Origin of the sequence: Lacinutrix venerupis (genome assembly GCF_003663945.1) — a bacterium.
GTDB classification, from domain to species: domain Bacteria; phylum Bacteroidota; class Bacteroidia; order Flavobacteriales; family Flavobacteriaceae; genus Lacinutrix; species Lacinutrix venerupis.
In genome coordinates, this window is sequence record NZ_RCCH01000009.1 from 67,393 (window position 1) to 92,837 (window position 25,445).

The 25,445-nt window shown below is 30.2% G+C and carries 26 protein-coding genes and 1 pseudogene; 25 read left to right on the forward strand and 2 right to left on the reverse strand.

From position 1 onward, the window contains the following. Nucleotides 1-64: 64 nt before the first annotated feature. The 8 genes from CLV86_RS13225 to CLV86_RS13260 all read left to right on the forward strand — a co-directional run bounded on the left by CLV86_RS13225 (nucleotide 65) and on the right by CLV86_RS13260 (nucleotide 6,125). The gene (locus CLV86_RS13225; RefSeq protein ID WP_121053013.1) at nucleotides 65-607 is read left to right on the forward strand and encodes a DUF1599 domain-containing protein; all 543 of its coding nucleotides are present in this window, start codon (nucleotides 65-67) and stop codon (nucleotides 605-607) included. A 37-nt stretch (nucleotides 608-644) separates the two neighbouring features. After that, complete coding sequence (locus CLV86_RS13230; RefSeq protein ID WP_121053015.1) at nucleotides 645-1,976, forward strand: BT_3928 family protein; 1,332 nt, start codon at nucleotides 645-647, stop codon at nucleotides 1,974-1,976. 47 nt (nucleotides 1,977-2,023) lie between these two features. Continuing rightward, on the forward strand, nucleotides 2,024-3,100 hold the full coding sequence (locus tag CLV86_RS13235; RefSeq protein ID WP_121053017.1) for an ABC transporter permease: 1,077 nt from the start codon (nucleotides 2,024-2,026) through the stop codon (nucleotides 3,098-3,100). Nucleotides 3,101-3,141: 41 nt separating this feature from the next. Continuing rightward, on the forward strand, nucleotides 3,142-3,891 hold the full coding sequence (gene tpiA / locus CLV86_RS13240) for a triose-phosphate isomerase (protein WP_076732251.1): 750 nt from the start codon (nucleotides 3,142-3,144) through the stop codon (nucleotides 3,889-3,891). 169 nt (nucleotides 3,892-4,060) lie between these two features. Further along, nucleotides 4,061-4,897, forward strand: a complete 837-nt coding sequence (gene prmA / locus CLV86_RS13245; protein WP_121053019.1) for a 50S ribosomal protein L11 methyltransferase — start codon at nucleotides 4,061-4,063, stop codon at nucleotides 4,895-4,897. A gap of 27 nt (nucleotides 4,898-4,924) precedes the next feature. Continuing rightward, nucleotides 4,925-5,200, forward strand: a complete 276-nt coding sequence (locus CLV86_RS13250) for an ATP-dependent Clp protease adaptor ClpS (RefSeq protein WP_076732249.1) — start codon at nucleotides 4,925-4,927, stop codon at nucleotides 5,198-5,200. A gap of 142 nt (nucleotides 5,201-5,342) precedes the next feature. Further along, on the forward strand, nucleotides 5,343-5,621 hold the full coding sequence (locus tag CLV86_RS13255) for a hypothetical protein (protein ID WP_121053021.1): 279 nt from the start codon (nucleotides 5,343-5,345) through the stop codon (nucleotides 5,619-5,621). A 123-nt stretch (nucleotides 5,622-5,744) separates the two neighbouring features. Beyond that, on the forward strand, nucleotides 5,745-6,125 hold the full coding sequence (locus tag CLV86_RS13260) for a response regulator (protein WP_121053023.1): 381 nt from the start codon (nucleotides 5,745-5,747) through the stop codon (nucleotides 6,123-6,125). Here the strand turns inward: CLV86_RS13260 and CLV86_RS13265 are convergent. Then, nucleotides 6,096-7,451: pseudogene (locus CLV86_RS13265) on the reverse strand (hypothetical protein); the annotation flags it as partial. The gene CLV86_RS13260 and the pseudogene CLV86_RS13265 overlap by 30 nt on opposite strands. A gap of 181 nt (nucleotides 7,452-7,632) precedes the next feature. Between CLV86_RS13265 and CLV86_RS13270 the strand changes: the two are divergent. The 8 genes from CLV86_RS13270 to CLV86_RS13305 all read left to right on the forward strand — a co-directional run bounded on the left by CLV86_RS13270 (nucleotide 7,633) and on the right by CLV86_RS13305 (nucleotide 14,102). After that, nucleotides 7,633-8,817: a response regulator gene (locus tag CLV86_RS13270; protein WP_121053025.1), complete on the forward strand. Its 1,185-nt coding sequence runs from the start codon at nucleotides 7,633-7,635 to the stop codon at nucleotides 8,815-8,817. Between the two features lie 25 nt (nucleotides 8,818-8,842). Beyond that, on the forward strand, nucleotides 8,843-9,337 hold the full coding sequence (locus tag CLV86_RS13275; protein WP_076732229.1) for a glycosyltransferase: 495 nt from the start codon (nucleotides 8,843-8,845) through the stop codon (nucleotides 9,335-9,337). A 10-nt stretch (nucleotides 9,338-9,347) separates the two neighbouring features. Then, complete coding sequence (locus CLV86_RS13280) at nucleotides 9,348-10,343, forward strand: type I phosphomannose isomerase catalytic subunit (RefSeq protein ID WP_121053027.1); 996 nt, start codon at nucleotides 9,348-9,350, stop codon at nucleotides 10,341-10,343. A gap of 101 nt (nucleotides 10,344-10,444) precedes the next feature. Further along, on the forward strand, nucleotides 10,445-10,873 hold the full coding sequence (locus CLV86_RS13285) for an organic hydroperoxide resistance protein (RefSeq protein ID WP_121053029.1): 429 nt from the start codon (nucleotides 10,445-10,447) through the stop codon (nucleotides 10,871-10,873). A 141-nt stretch (nucleotides 10,874-11,014) separates the two neighbouring features. Continuing rightward, nucleotides 11,015-11,311 (forward strand): thioredoxin, encoded by a 297-nt coding sequence (gene trxA, locus CLV86_RS13290; RefSeq protein ID WP_121053031.1) that lies wholly within the window; start codon nucleotides 11,015-11,017, stop codon nucleotides 11,309-11,311. Nucleotides 11,312-11,382: 71 nt separating this feature from the next. Continuing rightward, entirely contained in the window at nucleotides 11,383-12,714 is a 1,332-nt protein-coding gene (locus CLV86_RS13295; protein WP_121053034.1) for a cytochrome ubiquinol oxidase subunit I, read from the forward strand. A 2-nt stretch (nucleotides 12,715-12,716) separates the two neighbouring features. After that, nucleotides 12,717-13,790, forward strand: coding sequence for a cytochrome d ubiquinol oxidase subunit II (gene cydB / locus CLV86_RS13300; RefSeq protein WP_121053036.1), 1,074 nt, complete (start codon nucleotides 12,717-12,719; stop codon nucleotides 13,788-13,790). Nucleotides 13,791-13,805: 15 nt separating this feature from the next. Beyond that, complete coding sequence (locus CLV86_RS13305; protein ID WP_121053038.1) at nucleotides 13,806-14,102, forward strand: hypothetical protein; 297 nt, start codon at nucleotides 13,806-13,808, stop codon at nucleotides 14,100-14,102. Nucleotides 14,103-14,110: 8 nt separating this feature from the next. Here the strand turns inward: CLV86_RS13305 and CLV86_RS13310 are convergent, their stop codons facing one another. Next, nucleotides 14,111-15,106, reverse strand: a complete 996-nt coding sequence (locus CLV86_RS13310; RefSeq protein ID WP_121053040.1) for a metal-dependent hydrolase — start codon at nucleotides 15,104-15,106, stop codon at nucleotides 14,111-14,113. Nucleotides 15,107-15,435: 329 nt separating this feature from the next. On the opposite strand from CLV86_RS13310, the gene CLV86_RS13315 reads away from it, so the two are divergent. From CLV86_RS13315 to CLV86_RS13350, 9 genes are all read left to right on the forward strand, one after another. Continuing rightward, nucleotides 15,436-16,680, forward strand: a complete 1,245-nt coding sequence (locus CLV86_RS13315; protein WP_121053042.1) for a tyrosine-type recombinase/integrase — start codon at nucleotides 15,436-15,438, stop codon at nucleotides 16,678-16,680. A 2-nt stretch (nucleotides 16,681-16,682) separates the two neighbouring features. Beyond that, nucleotides 16,683-17,726 (forward strand): hypothetical protein, encoded by a 1,044-nt coding sequence (locus tag CLV86_RS13320; protein ID WP_121053044.1) that lies wholly within the window; start codon nucleotides 16,683-16,685, stop codon nucleotides 17,724-17,726. A 99-nt stretch (nucleotides 17,727-17,825) separates the two neighbouring features. Continuing rightward, on the forward strand, nucleotides 17,826-18,158 hold the full coding sequence (locus CLV86_RS13325) for a helix-turn-helix domain-containing protein (RefSeq protein WP_121053046.1): 333 nt from the start codon (nucleotides 17,826-17,828) through the stop codon (nucleotides 18,156-18,158). Nucleotides 18,159-18,230: 72 nt separating this feature from the next. After that, on the forward strand, nucleotides 18,231-18,632 hold the full coding sequence (locus CLV86_RS13330; protein WP_121053048.1) for a hypothetical protein: 402 nt from the start codon (nucleotides 18,231-18,233) through the stop codon (nucleotides 18,630-18,632). A gap of 6 nt (nucleotides 18,633-18,638) precedes the next feature. Further along, nucleotides 18,639-18,956 (forward strand): hypothetical protein, encoded by a 318-nt coding sequence (locus CLV86_RS13335; RefSeq protein WP_013868957.1) that lies wholly within the window; start codon nucleotides 18,639-18,641, stop codon nucleotides 18,954-18,956. Between the two features lie 2 nt (nucleotides 18,957-18,958). Beyond that, on the forward strand, nucleotides 18,959-20,155 hold the full coding sequence (locus tag CLV86_RS13340; RefSeq protein WP_121053050.1) for a primase-helicase family protein: 1,197 nt from the start codon (nucleotides 18,959-18,961) through the stop codon (nucleotides 20,153-20,155). A gap of 367 nt (nucleotides 20,156-20,522) precedes the next feature. Next, nucleotides 20,523-20,651: a hypothetical protein gene (locus tag CLV86_RS14420; protein ID WP_282956991.1), complete on the forward strand. Its 129-nt coding sequence runs from the start codon at nucleotides 20,523-20,525 to the stop codon at nucleotides 20,649-20,651. 50 nt (nucleotides 20,652-20,701) lie between these two features. Next, nucleotides 20,702-21,016 carry a DUF6660 family protein gene (locus tag CLV86_RS13345; RefSeq protein WP_121053052.1) on the forward strand — a complete coding sequence of 105 codons (315 nt, stop codon included), beginning with the start codon at nucleotides 20,702-20,704 and terminating at the stop codon, nucleotides 21,014-21,016. Between the two features lie 92 nt (nucleotides 21,017-21,108). Continuing rightward, complete coding sequence (locus CLV86_RS13350) at nucleotides 21,109-25,443, forward strand: CusA/CzcA family heavy metal efflux RND transporter (protein ID WP_121053054.1); 4,335 nt, start codon at nucleotides 21,109-21,111, stop codon at nucleotides 25,441-25,443. The last annotated feature ends 2 nt before the right edge of the window (nucleotides 25,444-25,445 follow it).

Below are 25,445 nucleotides of genomic sequence, written 5' to 3' on the forward strand. Positions count from 1 at the left end.
ATAAACATGAAACCTTGAATTTTAGACAATTTTATGCGAAATTTACGCAAATTTGTAACAACATATGCAAGATACTTCAAAACAATACGATGCGGTTATAGAAACTTGTCGTAATCTATTTATTAATAAAATGAGCGATTATGGCAGTGCTTGGCGCATTTTAAGACTACCATCTCTTACAGATCAAATTTTTATAAAAGCACAACGCATTAGAGGTTTACAACAAAATGATGTTAGAAAAGTTGACGAAGGTGAGCAAAGTGAGTTTATAGGTATAATAAACTATTGTATTATGGCGCTTATTCAATTAGAAAAAGGTGTTGTAGAACAGCCAGATTTATCTACTAGAGAAGCAACTATTTTATACGATGAAAAAGTAGCGACCACCAAACAATTAATGCAAGACAAAAATCACGATTATGGTGAAGCTTGGAGAGATATGCGCGTAAGCTCTTTAACCGATTTAATTTTACAGAAACTACTTAGAGTTAAACAGATAGAAGATAATGCTGGCAAAACAATTGTAAGCGAAGGTATTGATGCTAATTATCAAGACATGATTAATTACGCCATTTTTGCTATGATACATTTAAACGAGAATAACTAAAACATATAGCTGCTTTAGCAGAAACAATAACACATTTATGAAATACTTAGTAAACATTTGTAGAATATTAGTTGGAGGATTATTTATCTTTTCTGGATTAATAAAATTAAATGATCCTTTAGGGTTTTCATATAAACTAGAAGAGTATTTTAGTGCAGAAGTTTTAAACCTTCCTTTTTTAGAACCTTATGCTTTAGGCATTTCTGTATTTGTTGTTGTATTAGAAGTTGTACTAGGCGTTTTTCTATTAATAAGTTACAAGAAAAAATTTACCGTATGGATGTTACTAGCAATGATTGTTTTCTTTACATTCCTAACCTTTTATGCTGCATATTTTGATGTTGTAAAAGATTGTGGATGTTTTGGTGACTTCCTTCCTATGAAACCTTGGGAAAGCTTTACTAAAGACTTAATATTGCTTATTCTTATTCTTGTATTAGTTATTGGTATTAAACACATTAAACCTGTATTTAGTAAATTCCCAACAACTATTCTTGCTTTATTAGGTTTTATTGGTAGTTTATGGTTTGGATACCATGTGTTAATGCATTTACCAACTTGGGATTTTAGAGCTTATGCTGTAGGCAAAAATATTGCAGAAGGCATGGTTGTACCAGAAGATGCGCCAAAAGCAATACAAGAGTTTACTTGGACTTTTAATGTTGGTGGAGAAAATGTAGAGTATGTTACAGATGGTAGCTATCCAAATGTAGATGGAGAATATGTTGGAGTAGAAACTAAGATTATTGAAGAAGGATACGATCCTCCAGTTAAAGACTTCTCTATAGAAACTAATGAGGAAAATTTAACCGATTACTTTTTAGCAAAAGAAAACCTTATAATTGTAGTTGCATATAACCTTGCAACCGCAAATGAAACCGGACTTAAAAACATAAAAAAAGCTACAGATAAAGCCATTGAAAATGGTTATACAGTAATTGGTTTATCATCTTCTGGAGACGATGCAAAACAATATGCAAAAGACAAATATGGTTTTAATTTTAACTTCTACCTCTGTGATGAAAAAGCTTTAAAAACTGTTGTTCGTTCTAATCCTGGTATTTTAAAATTAAAAAAAGGAACAGTAATACAAAAAGAACATTTTAACGATGTGGATGATTTAGAGCTACCTGTGGTTGAATCTGAGGTTGAGCCAGCAATTATTGGAGAATCAACATTATTTCTTATTAATAATACTATTTCTACAAAAGAGGATGCAGAGAATTTAGACAGTGAAACTATTGAGCAAATGTCTGTACTAAAAGAAAGGTCTAAAGGCGATGTGCTAGACTCAATTAATGCTGCAAATAATACGTCATACACTAGTATGATTAAAATTGAATTAAAAAAGGACGAAGAGAAAGAATAATTTTTTTTTAATATTTTGTCCTTATAACTTTACCAAATAAAAAAAATCTGCTAAGCTATTTCCTAAATAAAACAATCTACGCACTACTTACATTATTTGGAGTAGTTACTGTAATATTCTTTTTATTCAACATTTTACCTGGAGATCCTGCACAGATGATGCTTGGTCAAAATGAAGATAGCGAGCAATTAGCCATCGTTAAAAAAAAATATGGGTTCGATAAATCTGTAAGTACACAATACCTATATTATTTAAACGACCTCTCTCCTATTTCGTTTCACTCTAATAAAAAAGAAGATTATACTTATTTAAGAGAAAACAAATACACAGCAACAAGATTGTTTACAATTAACAATACAACAACTGTATTAAAATTTCCATACTTAAGAGAATCGTTTACAAAACAAGGTAAAAAAGTAAGTAGCGTATTAACAGAAACATTACCAAACACATTTGTTTTAGCCATTTCTGCCATTACAATTGCATTACTTTTAGGAATAAGTTTAGGTACAATTTCTGCTTTAAAAAAAGATACGTTTTTAGACAAAACAATACAAATATTAAGTACTGTTGGTATGAGTGTGCCTTCTTTTTTTAGCGCCATTTTATTTGCTTGGTTTTTTGGTTTTATCCTTCACAAGTACACCAATTTAGAAATGACTGGTAGCCTTTTCGAGTTAGACAACTACGGAGAAAACGTAAATATTAAATGGAAAAACCTAATACTACCTGCATTCGTTTTAGGTATACGTCCGCTAGCTGTTGTAATTCAGCTTATGCGAAACTCCTTACTAGAAGTATTTAATCAAGATTATATTAGAACAGCACGAGCAAAAGGTTTAAGCGAATTTCAAATTATAAAAAAACACGCCATTAAAAACGCTTTAAATCCAGTAGTAACGGCAATATCCGGTTGGTTTGCATCTATGCTTGCTGGAGCAGTTTTTGTAGAATATATTTTTGGCTGGAATGGCCTAGGAAAAGAAATAGTAAACGCATTAAACACATTAGATTTACCTGTAATTATGGGTTCTGTGTTAATTATTGCACTACTCTTTATAATTATCAATATTTTTGTAGATATTATATATGCTTGGTTAGATCCAAAAGTAACATTACAATAAAAAATTATAACTAAAAACCACCTGTATTTACAGGACATATTATGAGAAAAAACATAGTAGCAGGAAATTGGAAAATGAATAATGATTTATCAGAAACTGAAACATTAATTTCAAATTTATTAAAGCAAAAACAAACATCAAATGCCGAGGTAATGATTGCTCCAACGGCAGTAAACCTTTATCAAGCTTTTAATTCTACAAAAAACTCTAATATAGAAGTTATAGCACAAAATATGCACTTTGCAGACAATGGTGCTTATACAGGAGAAGTTAGCGCATCTATGTTAAAAAGTGTTGGTATACAAACCGTTATTTTAGGACATAGCGAACGTCGTGCTTATTTTAATGAAACTGATGAGCTTTTAGCTAAAAAAGTAGACGCTGCATTAAAAAATAATATGCGAGTAATCTTTTGTTTTGGAGAAGAATTAGCAGACAGAAAAGCTGGAAACGAAGAAAAAGTAGTAGAAAATCAAATTAAAAATGCACTATTTCACTTAGACGCTGCTGCCTTTAAAAACATTGTTTTAGCCTACGAGCCTGTTTGGGCAATAGGAACCGGAGAAACAGCAAGCCCAGAACAAGCTCAAGATATGCACCAATTTATTCGTAAAACACTTAACAATAAATATGGAGAACAAGTCTCTCAAGACATGACCATACTTTATGGAGGTAGTGTAAAACCTGCAAACGCTAAAGAAATTTTTGGCAAGCAAGATGTAGATGGCGGATTAATAGGAGGAGCATCATTAAAAGCCGAAGATTTTATAGCCATTGTAAACGCATTTTAAACTAATAATATAGGCGTTACTTTTTACAATACTATAAAGTTTTTTTATTTTACAGGATTGCAAAAAGTAGCGTCTTCCATTATATCTTTTTTTACCATATATGGCAGCAAAAAAAGGATACCATTTCAACCGCTAACGCAACACATCTATTAGAAACATAGCAAATACAATGTCAAACACAATTTACATAGGTTATTATTTTACAGTAACACCATTACAACCAGCAACCGAAATTTTAATTGCAGAATTAGGATATGCAGGATTCGAAAGCTTCGTAGAAACAGAAACAGGAGTAACAGCTTACATTCAAAAAGAAGAATGGAGAGAAAACATCTTAGAAGACATATATGTTTTAACAAATAACGAATTCAAAATAACTTATACCTTCGATGAAATAGAGCAAGTAAACTGGAATAGTGAATGGGAAAAAAACTTTAATCCTATTATTGTTGACAACCTATGTTCTGTTCGTGCTCCTTTTCACGACAAACCAGACACACAATACGATATTGTTATAGAACCTAAAATGAGTTTTGGTACAGGTCACCATGAAACAACACACATGATGATTCAGCACATAATGGCAAACAATTTTCAAGGAAAATCTGTTTTAGATATGGGTTGTGGTACTGCTGTATTAGCCATTTTAGCTGAAATGAAAGGAGCAAGTTCTATAGACGCTATAGATATAGACAATTGGTGCTATTTAAATAGTATAGAAAATGCAGAACGTAATAATTGCAAAAAAATATCAGTATTTGAAGGCGACGCCACTTTACTTATAGACCAAAAATACGATACTATTATAGCCAACATAAATCGTAATATTCTTTTAAACGATATCAAAACCTATAGTAAATGTCTAAATCCTAATGGCTCACTATTTTTAAGCGGTTTTTATGAAACAGATATAGATATTATAGAAAAAGAATGTAACGCAAACGGTTTAAAGTTAAAAAATAAGTTAAATCGAAATAATTGGGTTGCATTACATTTTGAAAATTAATACTTTAGTAATTGTAAATTTTTGTAAATGAGCACGAAAGAAAAAATACAAGAACAACACGACGTCGAAACTTTAGAAAAACCAAATAACGAAATTGTTGTTTATAACGACGACGTAAACACATTCGACCACGTAATAGAAACATTAATTAAAGCTTGCGATCATACTCCAGAACAAGCCGAACAATGCACAATACTAGTACACTATAAAGGGCAATGTACTGTTAAAACCGGAGATCTTAAAGATTTAAAACCTAGATGTTCTAAAATCTTAGAAGCCGGTATTAATGCAGAAATTATATAACTAATACTTATAAATATAAAATCATTTATCGATAGTAAACTACATTCTATCGACACAAAAACTTCGCACATAGAATTTTAAAAAAATCAAGTAGAAATAAAATTAATATTGTCCTATATATTAATTAATTACCTACACTAAAATGATTTTTTCTAAAAAACAGTTTTCAAGAATTCTAAAAACAGATAAAAATTCTTCAAATAAAAAAACGACTACGGTACAACTCTTTTCTACAAAAAAGCAGCACCTCAATAATCTACATAATAATTTAAAACAGCTAGAATTCATTTCGTTTTTCGAAATGCACTTAGACAAAAAAAATGAAGACAAATATTCTTTAACTTTCTTACAAGAGCTTGAAAAAATAAGACACTATGCAAAAATAAATACTTTAAAATCTATACAGTATTGTAAAGAATAGCAAAAACCATTCGTCTACACTTAAGCGTCATTCGTCTACACTTAAATCGATATAAACGATTATTAAGTTTTAAATTTTACTATTGATGTAACTTTCCAAAAAATTCAAAAAAACACCCTCATAATGGTAAAAAAACTTAAAATTCTTCTTATTGAAGATGATATGATTGAAATAATGAAATTGAATAGAACAATTTCTACGTTAAAATTAGACCACACAATTATTGAAGCTAATAACGGAGAAGATGCTCTCGAAATTTTAGAACAAAAAGATAATTTACCAGATATAATCTTGTTAGATTTAAATATGCCTAAAATAAATGGTATTGAATTTTTAAAAATCTTAAAAAAAGACGAAATTTTAAGATATATACCAACTATTATTTTAACAATCTCTAATAACCAAAGAGATTTATTAGAGTGCTATAAAACTGGTGTTGCTGGTTATATAATAAAACCTTTAAAATATGAAGATTATGGTCATGGCATTAGTTTGTGCACTTAACCAAGCCATTTGGTCGCCAAAACCTAAGGTTAAAAAGCGCCATTTATCGTGATCATCTTGATTTAAGAAATTAACAATTGGCAACATCTTTATTTTTTGTGGTTGCGATGGTCTAAAATAGTTTAAACTCATGGTAAACACGACCATAAACACCATTAATCCAGCAAGTATTCCACCTATGATTCTGTGGTAAACAGCACCAAATTTAGACTGGATGAGTTCTTTTAAATCACCTTCTACAAAACGATAGGCAAATTCTCCCATTAACGGAATAGATAATATGGAAGCCCAAAGTGTAAATCTATCTAAGGTTAAAATGTTAAATGCAGTTTCGCCTAATATTTTTAAAGGGATTGGTGTGGTACCTCCTGTTCCTAAAATGGTACAAATTGTAACCGATAAACCAAAAAACAAGTAACGTTTACTGTAATATCTGTAAAATATATAAGGTAATAATACGAGTAAAATTCCCCAAGGAATTAAAAAGAATACCAAACCAGACGATGTAATTTCAAGAAAATTATCACGAGAGCCATGAGGAATTGGAACTTGTGTAATTGGGTTGGCTTTAGAGTTTAACCAATACGGAAAAATACAGCCTATAATTAATACCAAAGACAGCATTCCAAAGCTTACAATACGCTTAAAAAGCTTGAAAAAACTATTTAAAAATAATTTGAAGGTAACTTCTTTCATGGTGTTTACTTGCTCACGCGAAACGTCCATAATTACCATACCAATTAAAGGGAATATAAAAAACACCATTCCAAAAATAGGTGTCACATGGTGTGAAGTAACCGTAACAGCTATTAAAGATAAACTGGTTGCCAAGTACCATTTTTTACCTGTTTTTAACCATAAATAAATTTCTGGCAAGGCATGCATTAACACCGAAACCCCAACAATACTTGGTAATTGCCCAAATATATGAAGCGTTTCTACAAACGACGAGCTAAATACAGCCAAAACACACGCATAACCAGCAACGGTTTTGTTTGCAGTCATCATTAATGAAAAACGATAGGTACCAGTTACAAACAGCACAATTGCAATTAAAGCAACACTAAACATCCCAAACTTTAAACCACCAATCATAGACAACAATCCAATAGATTGATGTACCAAAGGCGGATAACTTTGTACAGTAAAGCCAGTATACCACTCGTAATTCCAAGGTTCGAACCAGCTATTGGCATAATGGTCTGCGAAAAACAAATGTATTAACGCATCATAAGTAGTTTCCAAAGTAAAAAATATGGAACTACCATGAAAGGCCAATGCCAAAAGTATGGCTGCGATTAAGTATTTGTTTGAGGTTTCTTTCATTTAAAGCCTAAGCTATAACATTGTGGTAAAGATAAATAAATTAAATACTCACTCAATTTTTAATTATCTACAACAATCTACCATTCGTCGACACTTAAATATAGGTTAAACGAAATAAGAATTTTCAGGAAGATATCTCCTGTAAATTTGTAGTATCAAAAAACAATTAAACACAATTATTATGAAAGTTTTAGCAATAGACGACCAACAATTAGTATTACTTCCTTTACAAAAAAGATTAGCCGAATTAGGTTATGAAGTAAAAATAGAAACAGATGCAACTAAAGGTTTAGAATTATACGAATCTTTTAGCCCAGATTTAGTAATTGTAGATATTAATATGCCTAGAATTTCTGGTTTAGAAGTTGTTAAACATATAAGAGTAACTAAAAATGCTCAAACTCCAATAATGGTTTTATCTGGAGATACAAAAGATAAAACTATTACTGAAGGCTTTGAGTTAGGAATTAATGATTACATGAAAAAGCCACTAAGCTTAAACGAGATTAGTGCACGTGTAAAACGCTTAATTGGTGCTCCAGAAGTACAAAATACTGTTGAGACAAGTAATGTAATGATACAAGAGCGTTGTGTTGGTGTTGTAATCCCATGTTATAATGAAGAAGAACGTTTATTAAGCGAAGAATTTTTAAGCTATATCGATAAAAATTCTGGTTACCATCTATGTTTTGTTAATGATGGTAGTAAAGATAAAACCCTAGAAGTTTTAAAAGATTTACAAAAAGGAAGAGAAGATTTTATTACAGTTTACGACTGTGAAAAAAACGGAGGAAAAGCAGAAGCTGTACGTTTAGGAATGTTATATATGGCTAAAAAAGAAGATTTAGACTACATAGGCTTTTTAGATGCAGACTTATCTACAGACTTAGCAGATTTTGACGATTTAGTAAAAACTATTGAAACTTCAAATTTTAAAATTGTAAGTGGATCTCGTATCTCAAGAATGGGAGCAAATATTACTAAAGAGTCTGCTAGAAAGGTTATTAGTATGACTATAAATTTCATCATTAGAAAAATCTTAAAAATGGATTTTAAAGACACGCAATGTGGTGCTAAAATTTTCCATAAGGATGTTATAGAAATTGCTTTCGGTAAAAAGTTTGTAACACAATGGATTTTTGATGTTGAAATCTTTAAAAGAATGAGTATCCACTTTGGACTAAAAGAAGCAAAAGCAATGCTTTGCGAGCAACCATTAAAAAGATGGATTCATGCAGATGGCTCTAAACTATCTATGAAAGACTCTGTAAAAATCGTATTTCAATTAGGACAAATTGCATGGATTTATGGAGGAAAAAAAGAAAGCAAAAAAGAAACTGTTCACACACAGTTAAAAGTAGTCTAATTACAAATAATTTAAATCCCAAATTGTGAAAACAGGCATAATTATAATCTTTCATAATAATGAAAAAGAAATAGATATTTCATTTTTTATAAATGAAATAAAACAAACAAAAAATTTAGAATTGTGTCTAGTAAACAATAACAGTAAAGACAACACTTACAACCATTTAAAACAAATAAGTGAAGAATGCAATAATGTATCTGTTGTTAATATTAAAAAGTTTAAATCTGATATTTCTGCAGTAAAAGCTGGCGCTAGATTTATGTCTAACAATTTTAATCTAAATTCTTTAGGCTACATATCCACTAACTTACTTAAAACTAATTATAAAGGACTAAACAGTTTAATAAAAGCAATTAAAGAGAATCAAGAACTAATTAATAATTACAATATTGAAGTTACAAAAAAACAAAACATAAGACTTTCTTTATTTCATAGCTTATTCTCGGTTATTGAATATCTAAAAAAATTAAAAGTCAACAATCAGTTTGTTAACCGACAATATTTAACCAAGTTTTAAAACAAAAATCATGAAAGTATATCCAATAAAATTCAATCCAATATTAAAAGAAAAAATTTGGGGAGGAAATAAACTAGGAGAATTATTAGGAAAGAATACAACAAAAAACAATGTTGGTGAAAGTTGGGAAATATCAGACGTTAACGGAAATATTTCTGAAGTTAGCAACGGTGCTTACAAAGGAACTAACTTAAAGTCTTTAATTGAAACATATGAGGCTGAACTTTTAGGTACAAACAACTTTACTACTTTTGGATATAACTTCCCTCTATTAATAAAATTTTTAGATGCTAAAACAGATCTTTCTGTACAAGTCCATCCTGATAATGCAATGGCAAAAACACACCATAATAGTTTTGGTAAGACCGAAATGTGGTATATAATGGATAGCGATGATAATGCAGATATTGTATTAGGATTAAAAGATAAAACCACAAACACAGAACTACTAAACCACATAAACGCAGATAACGTAGATAACGTATTTAATAGAGAACAAGTAAAAAAAGGAGATAGTTATTTTATTCCAGCAGGAAAAGTTCATGCTATAGGAGCCGGTGTTTTAGCTGCAGAAATACAACAAACATCAGATATTACATATCGTGTTTACGATTGGGACAGAACAGACAGTTTAGGTAACAAACGAGAATTACATACCAAACTTGCAGAACAAGCTACAAAACATTTTAATTCAAACGGTAAAGCAAAATACAATTTAAAACCAAACACAAGCAGCAATCTTGTTAACTGCGACTACTTTACTACAAATATTTTAGACGTCACTAAAAAACAATCTAAAGATTATACTAATTTAGATTCTTTTATAATTTTAATGTGTGTAGAAGGAGAAGCTAAAATAAATATAGGACTATATACAGAAACTATTAAAATTGGCGAAACCGTTTTATTACCTGCAATAACTAAAAAAATAAATATTATTTCTGGTAATGCCAAACTATTAGAAGTTTATATTTCTAATAAAAATGAAGCTAAAAAAACAGCCTAACACTCTTATAAATTTAAATTTATGAGAAATTTAAGACCGTAGATTTCTTTATATTTTTCTTAGAGAGTATCTTTAATACTTTAACCATAAAAATATATACAATGAAAACTTTATACGAAGCAACTACAATAGCTACAGGAGGTAGAACAGGACATATAAAATCTGAAGACGGGCCATTAGACTTTAATTTATCTGTACCAAAATCTATGGGAGGCGATGGTGGTAATGGTGCTAATCCAGAACAATTTTTTGGAGCAGCTTATGCAGCATGTTTTGGAGGTGCTATTCAAGCTGTAGCCGAAGCAGAAAAAATTGAAATAGACAAAGAAGCTTTAAGCGTTACTGCAATTATAGGATTTTGTAAAGATGACGAAGGCTTTTGCCTTGAAGCAACTTTAGACTGTTATATTCCTGGTGTAGATTTAAAAACCGGAGAAGATTTAGTTGAAAAAGCGCATGAGGTATGCCCGTTTAGTAAAGCAACACGCGATAATATTAATGTGACATTAAATTTATTATTAGACGAATAATTATAATAATTATTGGCTTTTAAAAAGCTTTCCTGTAGGAAAGCTTTTTAAATTTATACAAACTATTTGTTTTACATTTTACATTTACCTAAAGTATAGCTTATAAATAAAGTCTTATTTTAAACTACAAAAAAATAAATGATGAGTAAATTTTCAGAAATAATAAATCAAGAGAAACCTGTTTTAGTTGATTTTTTTGCTACATGGTGTGGACCGTGCAAAACATTAGCGCCAATTTTAAAACAAGTAAAAGATAATTTAGGAGACAATGTTTCTATTATTAAAATTGATGTTGATAAAAATCAAAATTTAGCCTCAAAATATCAAGTAAGAGGTGTACCAACAATGATTTTGTTTAAAAATGGAAAACAAGTTTGGAGGCAATCTGGAGTACTTCAAAAAAACGAAATAATAAATATTATAAAAACTTCAGTTTAACTCATTTTTTGTAATATAAGTTACATAATCTTTATTTTCTACTTCGTATTTTTATAGTCTAATATAAAGATATGGAAGACATGCTCTTTTACGATAGATTGCAATTTGCATTTACTATCACATTCCACTACATATTTCCGCAATTAACCATGGGACTATCATTAATGATAGTTTATTTTAAGTGGACATATTTAAGAACTAAAACAGAAAAATATAATAATGCGGCAAAGTTTTTTATGAAAATCTTTGCTATTAATTTTACCATGGGTGTTGTAACAGGCATACCAATGGAATTTCAATTTGGTACAAATTGGGCAAAATTCTCAGAACTTACTGGTGGCATTATTGGTCAAACTTTAGCTATGGAAGGTCTGTTTTCTTTCTTTTTAGAATCTTCATTTTTAGCTTTATTTATTTTTGGTGAAAAATTAATGGGCCAAAAACTACATTTCTTAACAGGATTTTTAGTGTTTTTAGGCTCTTGGGCTAGCGGATATTTTATTTTAGCCACAAACGCTTGGATGCAACATCCTGTTGGATATGAGATTTTAGACAATGGTAAATTTGTTTTAGAAAACTTTTCTGCATTGTTTACTAATCCGTGGTTACTACCAGCTTTTCTGCACAACCAAATGGCATCTATTGTAACGTCTGCGTTTGTAGTAGCTAGTATTGGTGCGTTTTATATTTTAAGAAATAAACATTCTGAATACGGAAAACTATTTTTAAAAACAGGAGTTATTTTTGGATTAATTTCTAGTGTATTAGTTGCGTTTCCTACTGGAGATTGGAATGCAAAAAATGTAGTAAAATATCAACCAGCAACATTTGCTGCAATGGAAGGTATTTTTGAAACTGAAGATGCTGGTGCCGAAATTGTACTTATAGGTCAACCTAATATGGTAGACAAAAAACTAGATAATAAAATTGCTGTTCCAAATATATTAAGTTTTTTAACTTATCAAGAATGGGATAGGCAAATTGCAGGAATGGATCAATTTAAAAAAGAAGAATTACCAGATAACATTCCTGCCCTTTACTACTCTTACCATATAATGGTAGGATTAGGAACCATTTTTATTAGTGTTATGCTCTTAGCTATTTTCTTTTTATGGCGAAAAAAACTATATACCATAAAACCGTTATTATGGATTATAATGTTTTTAGTGCCATTTCCATATATAGCAAATATTACAGGCTGGTACACTGCAGAATTAGGTAGACAACCTTATCTTGTTTATGGCTTATTAAAAACAAGCGAAGGCGTCTCTCCTACTGTTTCTTCTGGTAATACATTATTTACTTTATTAGGTTTTGTTGCTTTATATATGCTTTTAGGATTGCTATTTTTAATACTAGTAGGCAAAACTATTAACGAAGGCCCAAAACCAAAATCACATTAATTATGGAAATATTCTGGTATATAGCAATAGCAATAGTTTTAACCGCTTTTTTTATTTTAGATGGTTATGATTTTGGAGCAGGAATTATTCATTTATTTTTTGCAAAAAAGGAAAAAGACAAAGAAGTAATTACAAAATCTGCTGGCTTGTTTTGGGATTCTAACGAAGTTTGGTTAGTTGCTGCTGGAGGCATGCTTTTTATGGCTTTCCCAACTTTTTACGCTTCTGTTTTTAGCGGTTTTTACTTGCCTTTAATTATAGTTTTATGGTTAATTATTTTTAGAGCTATTGGTTTAGAGTTTAGAGGGCAATTTAAATATCAAATGTGGAAAGACATTTGGGATAAATCTTTTGGTATTTCTAGTCTTTTATTAGCTTTATTTTTTGGGATTGCTTTAGGAAACATTATTAGAGGTGTTAATTTAGGAACTGCAGAAAACGGAATTTCGGCTCATGAAGCTCACTACTTCTTTTTACCTCTTTGGGATAGTAGTTTTAGTCCATTAACAACGCATCCTGGCGTTATAGATTGGTTTACTATTATAATAGGATTAATAGCTGTGGTAACATTAACTATTCATGGTGCAAATTGGATTATTTTAAAAACAAATTCTTCAATAAACAATAAACTTAAAACCGTTATTTTTAATTTAAATATTGTTCTTACGCTACTTACAATATTTTCTATAATAGTCTGGCAAATTGTAAATCCTAATGCCTTAGATAATTTTATAAATAAACCTTATTTATTAATTTTTCCTATTATGTATTTAATAGGATTGATTGGGCTATTCTTTATAAAAAAAATACAAAAAAACAGTCATGCCTTTTTGTTATCTACACTAGTTATTACTGGAGGAATATGGTCTTCTTTAGCTTCTTTATTTCCTGTTATACTTCCTTCAATTAACAATGTAAACCAACATTTAACTATTTACAATACTGCAGCTTCAGAATATGGTCTATCTACTGCCTTAATTTGGGGAGTTATAGGTTTTATATTAATTTTTGTTTATATGATTATACAAAATAGATTAACGAGTGGTAAAATAGACAATATGGATTATGGTCATTAATATAAATATTCCATTATGACTGGTACATTAATATCTTTAATAAGTATTGTTATTGGCATTATTGCAGCTAATGTATTTGGGTATTTAAACAATAAATATACTTTTGGATTTAAAGGTAATACCTTAATTGGTGTTTTTGGAAGTATATTAATTATTAAAATTTTTGGAAGATTAGGTTTTAATCCTTGGTTTATTATGAACAATGGAGATTTTAATGGTATCCTTCTAATTATTAATATAATATTTTCGGCTATAGGTGGTATTTTAGGACTTATTATTTTTAAAACCGTTTATAAAAAATTGAATAAATAAACAGTTTTTTAATTTCCTTTTAATCGTTTCCAAAGTTGAAAAAGCAGCTTTTTTGCATCACGATTATTTTTGGGCTCTTCAATAAAATTTACGTGCTGCTCATTCGTTTCAATTTTATATTTAAAAACAAAATCTTGAGCATTAGGTTCTAAGCTTAATAATCCAAAACGCAAATCGTTAAAATACAGTTGATTATTTTCCTTGGTGATAGTATACCAACCTTCACTTATTTTAATCATTTGCTTTACTTTTTCATTTTTTGCAAAATCTAATAAAAGTTCATGATTTTTAGGATATTTTTCAAAACTTATTGGTTTAGAATCAAAAAAAGAATAATTACCTAATAAATAAGCATCCTTCGTTTCAACATTTGCACTCCAAAGTATTGTGTTTAAAGCAGATGGCCTGGTGTCTATTTGTAAATAACTTATATTTTCTTTTTTTAAAGCTTCTTCAAACTGGTTAAATGCCAACCATTTTAATATAAAAGTGAGCAATAAATATGTTGAACTTACTATTAAACCAATATTATTATACAAACGACGCTTTTTAGTTGTTCGTTTTTGTAACATCGCTAAAATTAAAAACACCAAAAAAGGCAAAGTATACATTGGATCGATTACAAAAATGGTTTTAAATGCCAATCGTAAGTCTAATGGCCAAAATAATTGGGTTCCCCAAGTTGTATGCGCATCTAAAAGAGGATGTGTAAAAAATGCCCAAAAGAATAACCAACTCCAATTTTTAAAATTTTTATAATTTTCAAATCGGGATATAAGCCAACCAAAAATTGGTGCAAAAAGCACTGAAAACACAATGGAGTGTGTAAATCCACGGTGTATGGAAAGTGCAGAAACGGTATCTGTAAAAAAGGAAGCAAACACATCTAAATCTGGAATGGTACCTGCAATTGCTCCATAAAGCATTGCTTTGTTGCCTACTTTTTTGCCTAAAACAGCTTCTCCAACCGCTGCTCCTAAAACTATTTGGGTAAGTGAATCCATATTATAAAGTAAATAAAACCAGAAATTTATTATAATAAACTGTAATATCGTGGACAATTTATCTAAAAATAGAATATAAAAAAAGGGTTTCAATTTCTTGAAACCCTTATCTACTCTAGTGACCTCGACAGGATTCAAACCTGTAACCTCTTGAGCCGTAATCAATAAATACTACTTATTGTTATTCCCTTTTTTGTGTGTAAGTATTCTGAAAACCATCGTATTAAGCGAATTGTTTACTGTTTGTTAATATTTAATAATAGTCTATTACATTATTTTTTCTGCAAATTTTCTGCAAATAATATATTATTTGCAGAAACATTTATGCCATGAGTTACAATATTTCAATTCGTTTAGACAATCGTAGAAAGAAAAAGTCTGGAATGTATCCAATAAAACTTCGTGTTTATGGAAAAGAAACTCAAAAAGAGAAATGGTATAATTTAGATATTGATTTAACAGAAAAGAAATTTCAAGAAATTTGGTTAAATCCAAACAACAAAAAGTTACGTGGTGAAAATAAAGAATTACGACTGAAACTTCAGGCTATAGAAAATAGAGCTAATGATGAAGCTAGTAAATTGGGTGTTTTTGACTTTAAAAATTTTGAATTTAAGTTGTTTAGAAAAGCTTCAGATAAAAATAATCTTCAATTTCACTTTAACGTAGCTATTGAGAATTGTATCAAAAAGAATAAAATAAATACAGCAGAAAGTTTTAAATACACATTAAACTCGTTAGCAACCTTCAGTAATGAAGTTAAAAATTGTCCTATAGAGAAGCTGAAATTTCAACAAATAAATGTTGATTGGTTAAGAGATTACGAGGCTTACATGGTTAAAAAAGGTAAAAGCTATACAACTATAGCAATATACACTAGAACTTTACGGGTTATTTTTAATAATGCAATCGAAGCTAAAGACCTTAACCAAGAGTATTATCCTTTTGGTAAAAGTAAATATCAAATATTACGAACAAAAAAAGTGAAAAAAGCTTTAAACTCTAAAGAACTTAAAGTTTTATTTGATGCTAAACCTGCAAACGAGAATGAATCAAAAGCTAAAGATTTTTGGTTTTTTAGTTTTGCTTGTAATGGCATAAACCCAAAAGATATAGCACTCTTAAAATATTCTGATATTAAAGAGGATAAATTTACTTATTACAGAGCCAAAACTTTTGATAAAAAAGCTGAGAAAACCGAAATCATTATCTACTTAACTGATTTTACAAATAGTATTATAGAAAAGTATGGTAACAAAAATAAAAATAGCTTTGTTTTTGATATTTTGAATGAAAATGATGATGTAAACGAACAGCATAAAAAAATAAAAAACTTTACACGTTATATAAACGATCACATAAAAAGGTTGGCTGTTGCTAATAAATTACCGAGTGATATAAGCTTCTATTATGCTCGACATAGTTTCGCAACCAATTCTTTACGTAAAGGCGCAAGTATGGAGTTTATTAGTGAAGCATTAAACCATAGTGACCTAAGCGTAACTAAAAACTATTTTGCTGGTTTTGAAGATGAAGCTAAAAAAGAATTTGCAAACTCAATAATGAATTTTTAAATATGATATATAAAGAAGAGTTTTATGAATTAATTATTATTCTAGCAAGTATTACACCTTTAAATGCAGATTTAAAATTAGAAGAGATTATTGAGTATAGAGCTGTTAAAAAAGAAAAAATTCACCTGCAATTAATTAAGAACTTCTTAAATGATGATAATTTTTACAAAGAAAGAGTTGAAAAATATTTAGCAAATACACCTGATTATGATGAAGCTTTAGACACAGATTTAGAACCGTTATTTGTTTTTGTAGCTTTAGAGTTTTTTATTTTTGATGGAGTTTTAAACCAGAGTGAGAAAAAAGAACTTGTTGTGAGTTATATTAACACATTAGACCTCGAATTTGTTAATGGTTATGAAGGAGATAATTTTATAGACGCGCAAGAATTATTACATAAATACAGATTGTTTTATTATAAAGAATTTTTAGATTTAGGTGATGATAATCTTAAAAATCTTGAAATTATAAATGAGGCTTTAAACACTATTAATGATCAGGAAAATATGCTAAGCGGTTTGGATAAATCTTTACCTCAGCTATTAGAAACACCAAAAAAAATTCTTACCAAGAAAAAAGAATATTTTAAAGAAGCATATTTTATTGAAAGTGAATTTAAAAAAACTATAACACACACACCTACAATTACTAATACTATAAATTATAGTAACTACACAAATGTGTTTAACCAATCCATGCCAATAGAAATAGCTGTTAACCATTTTAAAATTTTTACAGAAAAAAACAGTAAAAACGGTAAACCGTTTCTAACTGAAAAACAATTTGATATATTTATAAAGAAAGCATTTTGTGGAATCCCTAATTTAAAAAAGCAGAAGTTCAATATGGCTCCTAAAGGAGAGAACTCTTTAATTAAGTATAGGTTTAGGGAGTTTTATGAAAGTTATTATCAATATTTCGGAACGGGTCAAGTTGTAGATAAATTTATAGAATTACTAAAAAATAACTTTGTTGGTTGGGATTTTAAAAATGTTAAGAGTAATTTTAATAAAAAACCTAGTATAACTATTCAACTACTAAAGTAACTACGCTAACTTCTTTTTTTACTACTGCACTTACGGGAATTTTAAATAACCTGTAATTAACCGCTATCATTGACAAATATTAATTTATAACATTTAAAAATGATAGCATTTGAACAAACGCAACTAGATGTTGCAGAGGTAAAAAGAGACCTCAAAGAATTAAAAGCCTTAATTGAAAAGGCAGAAACGTTATCCCAAACGGATGACCCGCAAACTATTGATGACATTGTTAAGTTTTCTGGTTATACAAAACCAACACTTTATAACTATTGTCAAAAAAACACCATTCCTCACCATAAGAAAAACGGTCGTTTATTCTTCTTCAAGTCCGAGATAATAGAGTGGATAAAAGAAGGAAAGCAAAAATGCACAACAGAGCTTGAACCTGATGTCGATACCTTATTGTCTAATCGTAAAAAGAGACTTAAATAATTGAAAGCTTAATAAAAGTTTTCATTTAGAGCGATTTAAACAATCGTTAGTCTAACGTTAATTTAACGCAAAATGGATAGATATACATACAATTGTAACTATTGTGGTGTCGAGTACACTCCAAAAAGAAGGTATAAACAGAAATATTGTAGCAATAGTTGTAGAGTAAATGCCTTTACAAAAAGAAAAAAGGTAACTAGAAATTTACCTACAAAAGAGAATCAAGAAAAGCCATCAACAATCAATAAAATGAGTTGGTCTGGTGTAGGAAACGCTGCTGTAGGAACTTTAGCTACAAATATTGTTACTAATATATTTACTAAAGAAGAAAATAAACTTGCAACAAAAGGGGATATAAAAAAACTAATTAATAAGACTCATCAAGGTGTAATTTTAATCAAAAACCTACCTCCAAGATATGATGGTACTAGAGCTTATTTCGATACAGCTCAGCAAATATTAATTTATAAATAATAAGAAATGGAAAATAATAAAACATATAAGCCAGATGGCTTAAATATAATAGAGGATATACACAAAGACTTATTAAGTCAATATGCAAATGAAAATAATGCGCTTTCATTTAAAAAATTAAGTTACTTAATAGCAAAAATAAAATTGGCAATAGAAGTAATGAACTATAACCCAAGATTACCACTTTGTCAAATTGAGAAAGAAATAATTAAAATGTGTAAGGTAGATAGTTCAATTCAAGGAGTTGATGTGAAAATTTATTTCACAACAAAATTTGAAAAAATAGATTATTCCAAATTGGCTAATTTAACAGTAAACGTTTAGTTATGAGTGAAAAATATTTAAGAATAGGTACAGCTTACTTTAAAGAAGTTAATATGCCATTAAACAGCAAAGACACTATAAAAATGTTGAATCCTTGGTCAAAAAGTGAAATTATAACCGACCATGGTAAGGAGTACATTGAAGATATAAAAAAATATGATGGTTTTTGTTTAATCCCATCACATACTAATTATAAACGTGTAATTAATGGGTTTTATAATAAATATGAAAAATTAGAACATAAATTTGAAAAAGGTAGTTTTCCAGAAACAGAAAAATTTCTCAAGCATATTTTTGGTGAGCAATATATTTTAGGCTTAGATTACTTAAGTGTTTTATGGCAAAATCCAACGCAAGTTTTACCAATTTTGTGTTTAGTAAGTAATGAGCGAAATACAGGTAAAACCACTTTTTTAAATTGGGTAAAATCTATATTCCAAAATAATATGACAATTAATAATAATGAGGATTTTAGAAGTAGATTTAATTCAGATTGGGCTTCAAAGTTAATTATTGCTGTTGATGAAGTGTTATTAGACAAAAGAGAAGATAGTGAAAGATTAAAAAATCTATCCACCGCAAAAACTTATAAAAGTGAAGCTAAAGGTAAAGATAAAGTTGAGGGAAATTTTTTTGGTAAGTTTATTTTATGTTCCAACAACGAAAAGAATTTTGTTTACATAGATAATTCAGAAGTAAGATACTGGGTTAGAAAAATTATTCCATTCGATTTATCAAATGACCGACCAGACCTTTTAGAATCTTTAAAAAAAGAGTTACCGCACTTTATTCATTTTATAAACAAAAGGAAGATTTCATGTCCTAGAAAAACAAGAATGTGGTTTACTAAAGAGCAAATTCATACAGAAGCTTTAAATGTGTTAATCAACGGTAATAAAACTTTTATAGATAAAGAATTAGAGCAAATTTTGTCAGATGAGTTTGCCTTGTTTGAAAAAAAAGAATTAAAGTATTCATTGGGAGACTTGGTAGATAAGCTTAGTAAAAATAATTTAAGAACCAATTCTTTTAAATTATCTGAGTTAATAAAAAATGAATATAAATTAGAATCTAAGAATAGTACATATACTAAATATTATATGTCAACATCAGTTTCAAACACTCCTATTGTTGAAGAAACAACCCATAGAGGTCGTCATTATACTTTTACTAAACAAATGTTTAAAGAGTTAAGTTGATTTGTTGCAAAACTACTGTAATGCTATGCTAGCTAGTACTTACGGTAATAAACAACTCAACAACATTAAAACAACAATCACACGTTTTCTTATTCTATTACATTGGCTATGTTATTAAACTAAACAACATAATAACAACATACAACAACAACTTTTTTAATTGTTGCTACATTGTGTACAGCTTGTTTACTCTTAAAACCCTTATTATTCTATTGTTTCAAACAAATTAGCAACAATCAACAACAAGGTCTATTGGCTTTGGTTTTATTGTAGTAAATGAGAAAATGCTTATTATAAGACAATTTACAAGTTTATATAAGAAACGATAATATTTTTACTAGAGAAAAAATATGTAGAAATTAATAAGATGAGTATAATAAAGGAATTAACCAAAGTGATAGGTCACGCGCCTAAATTAGCTCGTGAGGTATGGTGTAAAATCAATATGGCAAAACATCTTGAAACTATAAAGGAGAAAGCTAAAGTTGTGGCTTAAATAAAATAATTGCACAACCATTGCATTATTAAATTTTTATCTTTGTAATTGTGAAATTCGTAACAATCATATTATCCTTAATAATACTATTGCTTTCAACAAAGCCTTGTTCTGATGGTCAAAATATAGAAGACCAGCAGCATCAAGACGAGATAAGTGTTAATCACAACCACCAAGAAGATAGCGACGATTCTTGTCCTGTAACTTGTATTTGTAATTGTTGCGGTATGACAATTACTTACGAACCCATCAAGACATTTGATTTAAAACTTAATATTGAAATCTCAACGGATTTAATTTCTACATATCAAACAAATTATAGATTTGATAGTCAATCTAATATTTGGCACCCACCAAAAGCTTAATTAAGTTTTTAAAGGATAGCTATATCCCTTTTTAATGTTTTCACTTTCAGGAACGCATTTGCATTTTTTTTAACTGAATTAATACATTTTCTATGATTAATAAAATCATTGATTTTTCAATCAATAACAAATTCATTATTGGTTTGCTTACGCTTACCATAATCGGAACAGGTATTTGGAGTATGACCAAAGTGCCAATAGATGCTGTTCCAGATATTACCAATAACCAAGTACAGGTTATAACACAATCCCCCAATTTAGGTACTGAAGATATTGAGCAAATTGTTACTTATCCAATTGAAGTGGCAATGAGCAATCTTCCTGATGTTCAGGAAATAAGGTCAATTTCTCGTTTTGGCTTATCTGTGGTTACTATTGTATTTGATGATGATATGGGAACATATCTACCTCGCCAATTAGTAGCCGAAAAACTAAACAAAGTCAAAGAGCAAATACCTGCTGGATTTGGCGAACCTACAATGGGGCCTATTTCAACAGGTTTAGGAGAGATTTACCAATACACACTAAAAGTTGCACCAGAGTTTAAAGACAAATACAACATTGCAGATTTACGCTCAATGCAAGACTGGATTGTACAGCGTCAAATGGCAATGGTTCCTGGTGTGGTAGAAGTAAACGCTATTGGTGGAAAAATAAAACAATACGAAGTAGCGGTTGACCCAAACGATTTAAATGCTATTGGCCTTACCATTACAGATGTGTTTAATGCACTTGAAGCCAATAATCAAAATACAGGAGGTGCATATATTGAAAAGAACCATCAAGCCAATTTTATTCGTGGTGAAGGCTTGGTGAGAAGTTTAGAGGACATTAAAAAAATCACTGTCAAGAATATTAATAATATACCTGTCACTATTGGCGATATTGCTACGGTACAATTTGGCTCTGCAATTCGTTACGGTGCATTAACCCAAGATGGTGAAGGAGAAGTTGTAGGTGGATTGGTAATGATGCTAAAAGGAGCTAATTCCAATGATGTTATTGCCAATGTAAAAGAGCGAATGACTCAAATTGAAAAGTCGTTACCAGAAGGCGTAATTATTGAACCATTATTAGACCGAAGTAAATTAATTGGCGAAACAACTTCTACAGTAACAACTAATCTTATTGAAGGTGCATTAATCGTCATTTTTGTGTTGGTCTTTTTATTAGGTAATTGGCGAGGAGGTTTAATAGTTGCCTCTACTATTCCATTATCCTTATTATTTGCTTTTATTTTAATGAATGTTTTTGATGTTTGGGTAAACCTAATGAGTTTAGGAGCAATTGATTTCGGAATCATTGTAGATGGTGCTGTAATTATTGTTGAAAGCACTGTTTTTCTTATAGCATCACAAGTTTTGAAAAAGAAACAACTTACATCTAAAGAAAGAGATAAAGTTGCTTCTAATGCTTCAAAAAAGATGATGAATGCTGCCTTCTTCGGTCAGTTGATTATCCTTATCGTTTTTCTACCCATTTTAGCCTTACAAGGTATTGAAGGAAAGATGTTTAAACCAATGGCATTGACCTTTATTTTTGCTATGATTGGTGCAATGGTACTGTGTTTAACCTATGTGCCAATGATGTCTGCTTTAGTGTTAAGAGCACCAAAAAATGATAAAAAATCTTATGGAGATAGATTTGTACATTGGGTTGAAGACAAATATCAACCTATATTGGTTAGAGCCTTGCGAAAAGGTAAATGGGTAATTGGTATTGCAGTTGTGTTGTTTGGGATAACCGTTTTTATGTTTTCAAGAATGGGTGGTGAATTTATCCCGCAACTCGATGAAGGTGATATTGCATTTCACGCTATTTTAAAACCAGGTAGTTCCCTTACTGAAACCATTGAAACTACCACTAAAATAGAGCAAATAGTAAAAGCAAAATTTCCAGAAGTAGAAAAAATTGTTAGTCGTATTGGTGTTGCTGAAATACCAACCGACCCAATGCCAATGGATTTAGCTGATGTTTTTGTTATTCTGAAACCTAAAAGCGAATGGACAACAGCAGAGACAAAAGATGAATTGATTGAGAAAATGAAAGAAGCGGTTGAAATCGTTCCTGGTGTTAATTATGAATTTACTCAACCTATCGAAATGCGTTTTAATGAGTTGCTTGAAGGTGTGCGTGAAGATATTGCCATTAAACTCTATGGTGAAGACATTGACATACTATCCCAAAAAGCTGAAGAAATATCTAAAATTATTGCAGGTACTGAAGGTATTGGAGATATGAAAGCGGAAGCCACAACGGGTTTACCACAAATGACCATCAATTACAACCGGAATAAATTAGCACAATACGGACTTCAAATAAATACGCTCAATCAAACCGTACAATCTGCATTTGCAGGTGGTACAGCAGGTGTGATTTTTGAAGGTGAAAAACGCTTCGATTTAGTGGTGCGTTTAAGTTCTCAAAACCGAAAGGATATAACAGATGTTCAAAACCTGTACATCAATTTACCTTCAGGTGCTCAAATTCCTTTACGTGAAATTGCAGATGTAAGCTACAAAGCAGGACCAATGCAAATAAGTAGAGACAATACCAACAGAAGAACCTATGTAGGTATCAATGTCAGAGGTCGAGATGTAAAATCTTTAGTAACTGAAATAAAATCAAAATTAGATGCACAATTGGAACTACCATCGGGTTATTTTATTCGCTATGGTGGTGCATTTGAAAATCTGGAACGTGCCAGCAACCGATTACAAACCGTTGTGCCTATCGCCTTATTACTCATATTTATACTAATATACTTTGCATTAAAATCACTACCTCAAACCTTAATGATTTACATAGCCATTCCAATGGCAACCATTGGTGGTGTTGTAGCCTTATGGTTGCGTGATATGCCATTTAGTATTTCAGCAGGTGTTGGTTTTATTGTGTTGTTTGGCGTTGCAGTTTTAAATGGATTGGTAATGATAAGTGGACTCAACGAATTAAAAGAAGAAGGTGTAACCAATCTAAAGGATAGAATAGTTGAAGGCACTAAACGAAGAATCAGACCTATTATGCTAACTGCTTTTACAGATGTGTTAGGCTTTCTACCAATGGCGATTTCATCATCAGCAGGTGCAGAAGTACAACGTCCATTGGCAACTGTAGTTATTGGTGGATTATTAACTTCAACTTTGCTAACACTATTTGTGTTACCTATTTTATACCATTGGGTAGAAAATAAATCTTTTACGTTTAAGCCAAATAAAAAGTTAGTAACAGCAACAGCAGTTGTATTATTACTGTTTGGCTTTTCACCACAAAGTAACGCTCAAGAGTTGAATGATACAATTCCCGAAATTTCATTACAGGAAGCTGTTAAACTCGCAAAAAGTAATTATCCATTGCTCAAACAAAAGCAGTTGGAAATTACAAAACAAGAGCAATTAAAAGCGACTGCCTATGATTTCGGAACGACTCAAATTTTTACAGGTGGTGAAGAAATTAATAGTGGTAATGGCATCTATACAACCATAGGTGTTGGTCAATCCAACATTGATTTATTTGGAATTGGTACAAAAAAGAAGCTGCAAGAACAACGCATTCAATTGGCACAAAAAGCCTTTCAACTTTCCGAATTAGAACTGGAATTGGAAGTCAAAAAAGCGTGGTCAAAATGTTATCAAATGAAACGAAACTATGATTTGTATAAGGAATTGGATTCCATTTATTCCAAATTTGAACAAGCAGTAGCTTTAAATTATGAAGTCGAAGCCATTTCTAAATTAGAATATTCGGCAGCAAAAAATCAAGCGTTTCAAATTAAAAATAAAAAAGCGCAAGCCTATAGTGATTACCTTATTGCCTTACAGCAATTCAATTTGTGGTTGGTATCAGAAGAAATTTTTACAGTTTCAGATGAATTTGAGGTAGCGATAGATAGTGATATGGAAACGATTAGTATTGAAAACCATCCGTTGTACAGTATGTCGCAGAACATTGTAGATGAAGCGGAAGCTAAATATAAAGCTGCAAAAGCAGATAATTTGCCAAAGTTCAATCTTCAAGGTGGTATACAGAAAGTAAATGGCAATTCAGGGTTTTACACGTATCAAGCAGGTATTTCCATTCCGTTTTTATCAGGTACTAACAAAGCACAAATTAGAAGTTCCAAAATTGATAAAGAAATAGCAGAAACCAATGTAGCGTTCAAAAAACAGGAAGTACAATCAAGGTTTGTTCAGGCTAAAGAAAACTATATAAAATGGAAAACATCTTGGGAGTTTTACAAAGACCAAGTTTTACCATTAACAAAAGAGCAAAAAACAGGTGCATTACTGGCGTACAGAGAAGGCGAAATAGATTATACTGCATTTACGCAGTTGATAAAAGAAGCCATTCAATCGGAACTTGAAGCACAGACTGCATTAGTAAACTATTTAGAAAGCACATTTCAATTACAATATTTTAATCAATAAGA